15 protein-coding genes and 1 tRNA gene are annotated in these 10916 nt (G+C 34.6%); 5 read left to right on the top strand and 11 right to left on the bottom strand.

Annotation, left to right across the window (positions count from 1 at the left end; all coding sequences use genetic code 11):
* Positions 1-668: 668 nt before the first annotated feature.
* Complete coding sequence (ruvX, locus tag OZD70_RS02120) at positions 669-1136, top strand: Holliday junction resolvase RuvX (RefSeq protein WP_275020552.1); 468 nt, start codon at positions 669-671, stop codon at positions 1134-1136.
* Positions 1137-1180: 44 nt separating this feature from the next.
* Here the strand turns inward: ruvX and ruvC are convergent, their stop codons facing one another.
* The 8 genes from ruvC to rplU all read right to left on the bottom strand — a co-directional run bounded on the left by ruvC (position 1181) and on the right by rplU (position 5892).
* Positions 1181-1669: a crossover junction endodeoxyribonuclease RuvC gene (gene ruvC, locus OZD70_RS02115; protein ID WP_182183196.1), complete on the bottom strand. Its 489-nt coding sequence runs from the start codon at positions 1667-1669 to the stop codon at positions 1181-1183.
* A complete protein-coding gene (locus OZD70_RS02110; protein ID WP_275020550.1) occupies positions 1670-2497 on the bottom strand; it encodes a cytochrome c oxidase subunit 3 in 828 nt (275 codons plus the stop codon).
* Between the two features lie 199 nt (positions 2498-2696).
* Positions 2697-3164: a thiaminase II/PqqC family protein gene (locus tag OZD70_RS02105; protein WP_275020547.1), complete on the bottom strand. Its 468-nt coding sequence runs from the start codon at positions 3162-3164 to the stop codon at positions 2697-2699.
* A 47-nt stretch (positions 3165-3211) separates the two neighbouring features.
* Complete coding sequence (locus OZD70_RS02100; RefSeq protein ID WP_182183191.1) at positions 3212-3880, bottom strand: TenA family protein; 669 nt, start codon at positions 3878-3880, stop codon at positions 3212-3214.
* A 106-nt stretch (positions 3881-3986) separates the two neighbouring features.
* Positions 3987-5159 (bottom strand): methionine adenosyltransferase, encoded by a 1173-nt coding sequence (metK, locus tag OZD70_RS02095; protein WP_275020545.1) that lies wholly within the window; start codon positions 5157-5159, stop codon positions 3987-3989.
* Positions 5160-5223: 64 nt separating this feature from the next.
* Positions 5224-5300 (bottom strand) — tRNA-Ile (locus OZD70_RS02090).
* Positions 5301-5309: 9 nt separating this feature from the next.
* On the bottom strand, positions 5310-5579 hold the full coding sequence (rpmA, locus tag OZD70_RS02085; RefSeq protein ID WP_275020543.1) for a 50S ribosomal protein L27: 270 nt from the start codon (positions 5577-5579) through the stop codon (positions 5310-5312).
* Positions 5580-5589: 10 nt separating this feature from the next.
* Positions 5590-5892 carry a 50S ribosomal protein L21 gene (rplU, locus tag OZD70_RS02080; RefSeq protein WP_096617066.1) on the bottom strand — a complete coding sequence of 101 codons (303 nt, stop codon included), beginning with the start codon at positions 5890-5892 and terminating at the stop codon, positions 5590-5592.
* Between the two features lie 358 nt (positions 5893-6250).
* Between rplU and OZD70_RS02075 the strand changes: the two genes are divergently transcribed.
* Positions 6251-6436, top strand: a complete 186-nt coding sequence (locus tag OZD70_RS02075) for a hypothetical protein (RefSeq protein ID WP_275020541.1) — start codon at positions 6251-6253, stop codon at positions 6434-6436.
* A gap of 262 nt (positions 6437-6698) precedes the next feature.
* On the opposite strand, the gene glmU is transcribed toward OZD70_RS02075, so the two are convergent.
* On the bottom strand, positions 6699-7991 hold the full coding sequence (glmU, locus tag OZD70_RS02070) for a bifunctional UDP-N-acetylglucosamine diphosphorylase/glucosamine-1-phosphate N-acetyltransferase GlmU (RefSeq protein ID WP_275020539.1): 1293 nt from the start codon (positions 7989-7991) through the stop codon (positions 6699-6701).
* A complete protein-coding gene (gene pheS / locus OZD70_RS02065) occupies positions 7992-9035 on the bottom strand; it encodes a phenylalanine--tRNA ligase subunit alpha (RefSeq protein WP_275020537.1) in 1044 nt (347 codons plus the stop codon).
* Positions 9036-9179: 144 nt separating this feature from the next.
* On the opposite strand from pheS, the gene OZD70_RS06110 reads away from it, so the two are divergent.
* From OZD70_RS06110 to OZD70_RS06100, 3 genes are all read left to right on the top strand, one after another.
* The gene (locus OZD70_RS06110) at positions 9180-9395 is read left to right on the top strand and encodes a hypothetical protein (protein WP_458695145.1); all 216 of its coding nucleotides are present in this window, start codon (positions 9180-9182) and stop codon (positions 9393-9395) included.
* A 216-nt stretch (positions 9396-9611) separates the two neighbouring features.
* The gene (locus tag OZD70_RS06105) at positions 9612-10181 is read left to right on the top strand and encodes a hypothetical protein (RefSeq protein WP_458695144.1); all 570 of its coding nucleotides are present in this window, start codon (positions 9612-9614) and stop codon (positions 10179-10181) included.
* Positions 10181-10435: a hypothetical protein gene (locus OZD70_RS06100; protein ID WP_458695143.1), complete on the top strand. Its 255-nt coding sequence runs from the start codon at positions 10181-10183 to the stop codon at positions 10433-10435. Before OZD70_RS06105 ends, OZD70_RS06100 begins: the two co-directional genes overlap by 1 nt.
* On the opposite strand, the gene OZD70_RS02055 is transcribed toward OZD70_RS06100, so the two are convergent.
* A partial coding sequence (locus OZD70_RS02055) for a transposase (protein WP_275020072.1) occupies positions 10419-10916 on the bottom strand: 498 nt, incomplete at its 5' end. The genes OZD70_RS06100 and OZD70_RS02055 overlap by 17 nt on opposite strands.

Here is a 10916-nt window from a genome sequence, read left to right as displayed (position 1 = left end):
ACCTTATGTCTTCACAACATTTCTGGGTTTTTACCTATATAAGCTGAAACGCGCTTATAAGTCGTTTAAGACAGTATAGTACGCCAATTTGCAGGATTAGAGAGTGACAACTAGCTAACACGGGGTTTCTTTTGCCTTTTTTTCTGCTTAGTAAATTTCTTAAACATTTGAACTAAGGTTAGTTGCACTTAAAAGCAGCTAAATTGCGGTGTTTAAGACTTAAAAAATGCCAATACTGAAAATAGACAATGACTAGAGCTTCTTTTGCCTTTTTTTCATTTGGTAAATTTCTTAATGTTTATAGCTAAACGACAACCGTCATCCCGCAGCGGGATCTATGCTAAGGAGATACCGCGGCGGTATGACGTAAGGCTACAGGTGTCATCCCAGTGCCCAGACACTAGGATCCAGAAAACTTAACTTTAAATAAGTGGCTGCATGATAAAGACTAGATCCCAGTGTCAGCTACTCGGATGACAGGGGAGGTTGCACCATAAGGTGAACCAGTGTCAACTACTTAGATGATACCTTTTTTCTACTTAGTTTGGGTTATGCAAGAAGTCTATTGCATTCCTGAGCAATTTGATTCATTATTCTTTTTGTAAAAAATTTTCTTGACTTTCTCTCTACTTTTTCTGGGTAAGGTCACTTTAAAGGAAGTCTAATAGATGCTACATAGAAATCCAGATGAGTTTCTAAAGTCTATTCCAAAAGATAAGCGCATAATGTGCCTTGACATGGGAGAAAAGCAAATAGGTATAGCATTTAGTGATAAAACACAGCTTATAGCCACAGCTCATAGTGTATATTATAGGAAAAATATGAGCAAAGATTTAGGTTATCTGCATAGAATATTCAAAGAAAATGAAGCTGGATCAATGGTAATAGGACTACCATTAAAAATGGACGAGCAAAAAACTAAATGGTGTAAAACCATAATCCAATTCGCAAATAAAATAATAAAAAAATATAAAGTAAATATATACTTACAAGACGAAAGCTTCTCAACATCTATCGCAACTCATACACTAAAAATTACTGGCATATCAATCACAAAATCGAAAAAAATAGATGATAAAATCTCCGCATGTATTATTTTGCAACGAACGTTAGACAAGATAAATACAATCAAATAGTTTTTCCAGATCTGGAAATCTTCAAACTGAATCTCATATAAAAGTTACTCAACAAAACAAGAACCTTTCGTATAAGCATGACAAATTGCTACAGCAAGAGCATCAGCAGCATGGTGGCATTTTATACTCAAATTTTTAACTATTTGCTTCACCATAAATATAATCTGATCCTTATCAGCATGGCCATTTCCGGTAATGCTTTTTTTTACATAGTTTGCATCATATTCATTCATAGTTAGCTTTGTTATTTTTAACGCTAAAATTACAACCCCTCTTGCATATCCTAAAGTTAGTGAAGATTTAGGATTTTTATTAACAAAAATTTTCTCCACCGCAGCTTCATTCGGAGAGTATAAGGAAATTACTTTCTTTAATTGTTCAAAAATCATATATAGGCGTTCATCTGTATTGAGCTTATTGTCAGTTGATATGGTGCCGCTGCCCAAAAATTCAATATTATTTTTTTCGTTTAGGTCAATAATGGCCCACCCCGTCTTACTTATCCCTGGATCTAGACCTATTATTTTAACCACTTAATAAACGCTTAACCAATAGACAAACAAAAATAAAAACATCCAGACTACATCTACAAAGTGCCAATACCAGGAGGCAAACTCAAAGCACAAATGTTCCTGAGGTGTAAACTGGCCTTTCCGCGCTCTAAATAAACACACTGATAAAAATATTATTCCTATTATAACGTGTGCGCAGTGAAAACCGGTAATCATATAAAAATTGGATGTATAAATAAGCTTTTCTCCTGTTTCTTGTAGAGAAAAATTCGCTTCATGATACTCTATTGCTTGCACTATTATAAAAAAAAACCCAAGCAATATAGTTATGGACAGCATTTTAATCATGCTCTTTTTATCATTTTCAAGTAAAGAGTGATTTGCCCAAGTAATTGTTGTACCAGAAAGCAACAATATTAATGTATTTATGAATGGTAGTGACCACGGATCAGGTGGCAAAATTCCCTCAGGGGGCCATTCAACTTTTTTTGCAGGAGAAAACGCCTCAAATAAAAAAACTGGATCAAGCCAGGCTTTAAAGAATGAACAAAAGAACACTATAAAAAATACGACCTCCGAGAGAATAAATAAGTACATTGCAAATTTGAGTCCATGTTTTACAATGGTAGTATGACATTTATCATAAATGGCCTCCCTTATTACATCTCTCCACCAATAGAACAGCACCCCTAATACTGCGGAGATTCCCAGAACTAAACAAAACATTCCGAAATTTTGTTTATGAAGCGCGCCAACTAATCCAAGTGCAAGAATAAGAATTGCTGCTGATATAGCAATTGGCCAAGGACTTGGGGCCACTAAATGAAAATCATGTTCTTTACTGTTCATAGCATTTTAAAAAATACTTACTAAGGATACAAATCAGTTTAAAATTGTCAATGTTCCTTAGGAAATTGATTGGATCTTGAAAAATTATATGCACTGTCCCAAAAGTCTAACTCAAATTGTGCGCTTATCCTAAATAACTCAAGCATTCTACTCCTTTCATTTACTCCTACCTTTTTGCAATATTTATCAACAATATTCTCTAAAGTAGCGTACCCATATATTTGTTATTTTCCTTGAACCTACTTTTCATATTATCAGTAACAGTTTTGTATATAAACATGCAAGAATGTAAAACCGTTATAGCTTCATAGGTATCGCTATATGAGATGGATAAAAGAAAATTGGTAAAATTGAAACATGCAGGAGATTTTTTTCCATGCCTTACACCATATATAGTAAAATAGTGATCACACAAGAACTTATTAACAGCTATTGAACCTTGTGCCACTTTAGCAAGAGGGATTACATCATTATGATCTTCTATTCTGGAAGCAGTAGTCAATATGGTACGAATATAATCATCTAAAAACAGCTCATCCTGCTGAATATAGAACTTAAAACTCTCTATATTTAAAGTGCCGTTCATCAACTCAACATTAAAAGGGTGATTAACTATATCCCTTAAAAGATTTGATCCATAACAACTCTTAATGATACTACTAAACATATAAAATGCTAAAACTACGATTCTGACACGAGTTATCCTATGTTAGATCATAAGTTGCTACCTGCTTTATAATACACTTCATTCCAAAATTCCATCTCAAGCTGCAGCCCATCACGAAAGAATCCTAGCATGTTTTTTCGTTCATCATTATTGGATTTTTCATATAGATTATTCATAATGCTAGTTACATCATCAATCATGGTATTTGCCTCATCAGAGCTAAAAAAATCTATCCATTTTTGATATTTGTTATCAGCAGTAGTCTTACTTTTCACAATATGACAAACAACTATTTGATATAAACAGAAACACGGATAAGAAGCTGCTAAACCTTCAGCAACAGAATTATGATATGCAATACGTACGAAGAAGTTAGTAAAAGCCGAGCAAGATCTCGATTTTTTGTGGCTATCAGATAAACCACAATCTGCAAAATGTTTACTATAGTAATCTCGTGTGGCAAAAGTGCCCACAGCTACACAAATCAATTTATTCATTATTTCAACATCATTAAACTTAGCTGCAATAATCAATAAAGCACGAGTGCAGTCCACTACATACAAAAAATCCTGCTGAAGATAAAATTTGAACTTTTCATAATCTAGCGTATTGTTCATCAATTCAACATTGAAAGGATGTTTTTTTATTTCTTCAATGAGGTCAGATGATTCTCTTATAGCAATATCGTAGAACTCTTCTTTTGGATCATTACGCATTTTGTAAGCCTCATAAATATTAAAATTACCATAAATATAATATAATTATTATAAAAATCTAATTACACTTTAATAATAAGCTATTATATCAGTATCGAGCTATAAATTAAAACTTTAAAGCAGTTCTATTTTTATCTTCCATATTGAATTCTCTACAAAACTCAGCAGATAAGTCCATATTCTCCCAAGAAAAGCCACCGTTACTTTCTGACTTTTTACCAAAATGTCCATAATATGCTGTACGTTTATATATAGGACGATTAAGCGATAAATGTCTGATTATGCCCTTAGTTGATAAATCTATGCTACCTTCAATAAATTTTTTAATCCTCTTTTCATCTACTGTATTTGTACCAAATGTATCGATGTAGAATGAAGTAGGTTGTGATATACCAATTGCATAAGAGAGCTGTACAAGGCAACGTTTGGCCAAGCCGGCAAAAACAATGTTTTTAGCAAGGTATCTTGCCATATAAGCTGCAGATCTATCAACTTTGGTTGCATCTTTTCCGGAAAATGCCCCTCCACCGTGTGGAATATAACCTCCATAGGTATCAACCATAATTTTTCGTCCTGTTAATCCACAATCACTAACCGCTCCACCAATAACAAATCTACCAGTTGGATTGACTAAGAGATTTTTCTCAGGACATATCCACCCTTTAGGTAAAGATGAAACTATGTAAGGATAAATTATTTCTTTTACTTTTGATTGATCCAAATCCTCAGAGTGCTGTATTGAGACAATAATACTTTCAGCACGTACCGGGAGGTTATTCTCATATGCCAAAGTGATTTGTGATTTTGCATCCGGACCAAGCTTTGCTTCTTTAACTGCGCTCATGATATTTTTCAGAATCGAGTGTGCATAAAAAATGGGTGCTGGCATAAGGTTTTCTGTCTCTGTTGTTGCATAGCCATACATTATGCCCTGATCCCCAGCACCTTGATCCAACCCTATTGCAATGTCATTTGATTGCTCATGCAGCAGTATATTTACCTTCACTTTTCTCCAGTGGAAATCATCATGCTCATAACCAATATCTTTTTTTGTATTCCGTACAATACTTTCAATCCTGCTATTTTTGATGTTAGGTCCGAATACTTCCCCAGCTATAATAACGTTATCTTTGGTGACTAAAGTCTCTATTGCAGCTCGCGCAAAAGGATCAGTGAAAAGGTATTCATCAAGTATTGCATCTGAAATTTGATCTGCTACTTTATCTGGATGACCAGCCGCCACTGACTCACTGGTTACTAAATTTTTATATAAACTCATGCTTTGGGTTTCTGCTTATACAATACCAAAACCACTATAAAAAACACAGTTAGTAATTACTAAATGGTGGGTCTGGGAAGAGTTGAACCTCCGACCTCACGCTTATCAGGCGTGCGCTCTAACCACCTGAGCTACAGACCCCTGATTTATTCAAGCTGAAGCTTTCATATTATCTGTGGGCAAGATATCAATAAAAGTCTTTTTATTTGCTGACCTTCTAAAGCCGACCCAGCCTTCTACTTTGGCAAAAATCGTATGATCTTTACCTATACCAACATTCTTCCCAGGATGGAATTTTGTGCCTCTTTGGCGCACAATTATGTTACCAGGAATAACCTTCCCATTCTTCTTTATTCCTAATCTACGACCTGCTGAATCTCTACCATTACAGGAACTACCACCTGATTTTTTAGTTGCCATATCTTACCTCTTACTTTTGAAGATTAATTTCATTGATACGAAGAACAGTTATATACTGCCTATGACCAGTCTTTCTACGGTAATTTTTTCTTCTTTTCTTCTTAAAGATTATAATTTTTTCTCCTCTACACTGCTCCAATACTTCAGCTTTAACAGTAGCATTAGATGAATAAGATAAGCCATTATTTGAAATACAAATCACCTTATTGATTTCTACCTCTTTTTTTTCTTCAACTTCTAACTTCTCTACTTTTATTATACTGCCTTCTTTTACTAAATATTGCTTTCCACCAGTCTCAATTACTGCAAACATATAAATATAAATTATTGTTATTAACTTTAATCGTAAACGATGTCATATATGCTGTCAATATAAATAAAAAGCATGACTTAACGTTCTTTTTGAGCTATCTAAACACTTCTATTTTTCTTCACCCTTTATCTACTTTTTCTCAGACAGTAGACTTCTTGCATAACCTAAGCAGAAAAAAGGCAAATAGTTATTATAGCTCTAAGTTTACCGACACCGTCATGCAAGTAGCCCCTTCTCCTGTCATCCTAGTAGCTTGACACTGGGATCTAGAAAAAAGGATGATGTCATTCCAGTCTGGAATCCAGGAAAAAGAATGGTGTCATGAAAGTAGCTGACACTGGTTTCCATCCAAGAGCCAGTGCCTCCTTCTCCTGTCATCCGAGTAGCTGACACTGGTTTACTTTATGATGATGTCATGAAAGTAGCTGACACTGGGATCCAGGAAAGTTTGCTTGTGAGCAAGCAAACTAGCATAGAAAGTGGTTACAACATTTTCGATGAGATTATATGGAAAACTGGATCCCAGTGTCAAGCACTAGGATGACACCCTACTTAACCGTCATACCGCGATTCATTCGCGGTATCTCGGCCGCTAACAAGCAGCGGGATGACGGTTGTCGACAAACATTTAAGAAATTTACCAAATGAAAAAAAAGGCAAAAGAAACCCCGCGGTGGTGGCTTTGACCCTCTAATATACTATAATAAGGGAGCTGGCGAAGTTTGTAAAGCAATTTTTTTTTGTTTCTATTGAATGCAGTTGTGGCCTGGGAGGTAATGCAAGAAGTCTAATATAATTACAGCGAATTACTTTATTCTCTTAATCACCTGCTTTTCTCTTGCTATTGCAAGGCTTTTTTCTGGTACATCTTCCACTATAACACTACCTGCAGCAATTACAGAGTCATCATGAACATTAAGCGGTGCAATGAGTGAGCTATTGGCACCAATAAAGCAATTGCTTCCTATGTTCGTTTTATGTTTCTTTTTCCCATCATAATTACAAACAATAGTACCTGCTCCTATATTACTCCTCTGCCCTACTTTAGCATTTCCTATATAACTTAAGTGTTTTATTCTAGTATTTTTACCAACTTCACTTGTTTTCACTTCCACAAAATTTCCTATTTTTGCCTTATTACCAATGGTTGTGTTTCCGCGTATTCTGGTAAATGGACCGACCTCAACATTACTTTTAATTAAGCAGTTTTCTAAATGCGAAAATGGCAGTATTTTCGCACCAGACTCTATTTTCACTCCAGTACCGAAAAAAACATATGGGTAAACAACTGAATCTCTGGCAATTTGCGTATCAAGAGAAAAGAAAACAGTCTCTGGAGCAACAAGCGTTACTCCAGAGTTGGTAAAAAATTTTCTTTTGTTTTCTTGAAAGTAAAATTCAGCTTTTGTAAGGTCATTTCTGTTATTTATTCCCGTTGCCTCTTCTCCACTGGTAATAACGTAACCGACATTTAAATTACTCTTCACTGCAATGGAAACTATATCGGTCAAATAATATTCATGAGTTGAGCTGTTGCACTCTATTTTCTCCACCAATTCACGTAAATTCTTTGCACATGCAACCATTATTCCAGCATTTGCAAGAAACTCTTCATGATTATTTTTATCACTCTTTGCTTCTACGATTTCTCTTAAGGAACCATTCTCAATAATTAACCTACCGTATTCTTTATTGCTTGTCCTAAAACCTAGGCAAACTAGAGCCTTACCTTCTAAGCAACTAACCATTTTAGTTATTGTGCTGCTTTTTATGAGTGGGGTATCTCCATATTGCACAATAATTATGCTCGAATCTGGCAATTCTTTCAGGTTTCTCATCGCAGTTTTGACTGCATCTCCCGTGCCAAGTGTTAATTCTTGTGTAATTAACTGTATATCCTTAAAGCACTTTAATCTTTCAATTAAAGGCAGATCAACTACAACAGCAATATTTTCAGGATTTAACTGTTTTGCATTGTAAATGACATGTTGAAACATGGAAAAACCGCCTATTTTGTGTAGGACCTTAGGCAAATCTGAATTCATCCGCCTGCCATGCCCTGCAGCAAGTATAATGAACGTATGAGTTTTACTTATCACTTATCTTAAAGATGAAAAATGAAAACCGTAATGATCAAGCCAGCTGATTTTGTTGTCATAGAAGCTCCTTAAGTCGCCAATTTGATATTTTAGCATTGCAAGCCTTTCTATACCAATGCCAAATGCAAAACCGCTGTATTTAGTGTAGTGTATTCCAACATTTTGGAATACATTTGGGTGCACCATACCGCATCCCAGTATTTCTATCCATTTACTACCTTTATAACTTATGTCCACTTCTGCAGAAGGCTCGGTAAAAGGGAAAAAACTATTACGAAAACGTATCTTCAGCCCTTTATCTCCAAAAAACTTATTAAGGAGGTGATGAATAGTAAATTTTAACTGGCCCATATTGACATTCTCATTAACATATAACCCCTCTATTTGATGGAACATAGGGGTGTGAGTTGCATCAAAATCGTTTCTATACACTCTACCAGGGGCTACGATTTTAATCGGAAAAGTTTTTGCCTTTTCCATAATTCTAATCTGCACAGATGAGGTATGAGTGCGCAGCACCATTCTTTTACCGTCTATTTTATTCTTTAAGTAGAAGGTATCTTGCTCCTCCCGCGCAGGGTGGTGACTTGGAGTATTCAGTGCATCAAATACATGAAACTCATCTTCAATGTCAGGGCCATCAACTGCTTTAAAACCCATATGTGCAAAAATAAGCTTTACTTCATTTATAACCTTACTGAGTGGATGGACCTTGCCCATTTTTTCTGGTCTAACGGGCAACGTGATATCAACCGCCTCATTCTGCAATTTAAAGTTAACTTCTTCGGCTTTTAGTGTATTTTCCTTATTTATTATAAGCTGATCTAGCTTATTACGTAAAACGTTGATAACTTCGCCTAAATTGCGCTTTTTTCCTGCGTCTTCTATCTCTTTTAAGTTGTCAAAATAAGCTTTAATTACACCCTTTTTTCCCAAATATGATAGCCTGACTTTTTCTAAATCTTGTAAAGAAGAAGCATTCTCAATTTCAGAAACCGTTTTATCTTCAAGTGAAGGTATTTCATTCAGTAGCTCTTTATTCATCTTAGAAACGCTGGCTTAAACTTTAATTATAGTAAAATCTTGAATAGCATCAACAATCTAAAAACTGTCCCATTTTAATTATTAATTTATTGACCAATTAATTTTTTTATTTACCTTTGCGTTGATGAATTTGCTGTATCAACCATGCACAACAGTGACACTGAAACTTATAATAAGTATAAAATAGAGGATTTACCTAAGTTCTTTAAGGAAAGATCCAAAAACATAAGTAAAGCATTTTCTAGCAAAATAATTAAGATCAGTACCATTCGCTCGAGAAGTATTGAAAGTAATATACAAGAATTTTCATTTGAGCTAACAGCAACAGGTAAAGACACCTTTAATACAAGACCATTTTAAATAAAATCTTTAATTGATTTTTTTAAAATCTGCTTTTCTCGGGAAAAAAATTTTACAGTCAACATAAAAGTACCAAAAGAAAGCGGTGAACTAGACAACAAGACTAATAACTACAAAACTGTAGAAGAATTCATAAGTAATGCTCCGCCTCAAATCCTTCTGCAAGGAATAACAATCATACTACAAACAAATGTTAAAGACATTAACTTAGATAATTTGCACCAAATAGGGTCATTTTTAAATGAAAAGCTAAACCATGCAGAAAAAACTGAAAATGAGGAACAGAGTCAAGTTGCACTACAAGTAAAAGAAGCAGAAAATAAAGACAGACAAGAACAGAGTGAAACTAAGCAAAAAAACGCACAAAATAGACAAATTGTACCATTTACAGGCTCATTTGGCTTTAACGTAGCAAGCAAAGTAAATTATAAAGCTCCAGTGGTTACTGCTGCAATAAAAGCTAATATACCAAAATATAGAATCTTCCTTCCCTTATCCAATTTTTTTAATGATGTAATATGGACCCCAGTGTCAGCTACTTGGATGACAAGTAGTATAAGAAATCCAATACCTCAAGAAGCAGAACAGAATGTAGGTAAAACTACTTCGCACACAGAGTATTTTAAGGCTAACAGAAAAAAGAAGTCGAAAAAGCAGACCAAAGAACTATCAGAGAAAGAAAAACAATTAGCCATAAAACAAGCACAAAATGATGCTAGAGTAGCTATGTTAGATAACCAAATTGAGCGCAGGGGAAAAAACTCGATGAAATATTTATTGAAGTGATGAATGGATACAAAAATCAAGATCCAGAAACATTTCGCAATGTTTTTAACTCAATATTCAATATTGTTTATTTTCAAGATAAACAATTACATGAAATATTAGAGTCAGGTGAGATATCAGAAGTATTAGAAATACCACAATCAGCTGGCAAGTCTTCTTTTCCAAAAGAGTATTTACATAAGCAAGTATATAAAAAAAAAGAGCAATTAGTTTCAGGTGTTTATATACAACAACCTTCTAAGAAACTTCCTTAACCAGCTCCTCTTGTTGCACTAAAGTATAGCCAAATTCTCGTGCCTTTTTGATCAAAAATTTTACAGCTCTCTCCTTATATCGTATTTCATAGTATTCCATTCCTTTTTTTACATATTCTTGTCCGTATTTGAGCATACTATAAAATATGCATGCTATTTTTCTTGCAATAGCTGTTATTGCTTTTGGTGCTCCTAATCGTTTTTTTAATCTTCTGTAGTATGCACCCAATGAACTTTTACTATTTCCTACAGAATTAGCAGCCATTCGAAATGCATTCGCAGCACGATTAATGACTTTACGCGTTCTTGTGCTAAACACTTTTTCTCCTGTAATTTTATTGGCAGGGCTGAGTCCTAACCACGATGAAAAGTGTTTTTCTGTTGACCATTTATTATGGTTTATACCAGTTTCTGAAATTATAGTCTGTATACTTAGTATATCAAGCCCTGGAACTTTAGTAAAATCCATACCAGTTATTCG

The organism is Wolbachia endosymbiont of Drosophila tsacasi (genome assembly GCF_028982115.1).
Lineage (GTDB): Bacteria > Pseudomonadota > Alphaproteobacteria > Rickettsiales > Anaplasmataceae > Wolbachia > Wolbachia pipientis_B.
The sequence above is the reverse complement of the archived record's forward strand: the minus strand, read 5'-3'. Positions and strand labels throughout refer to the sequence as shown.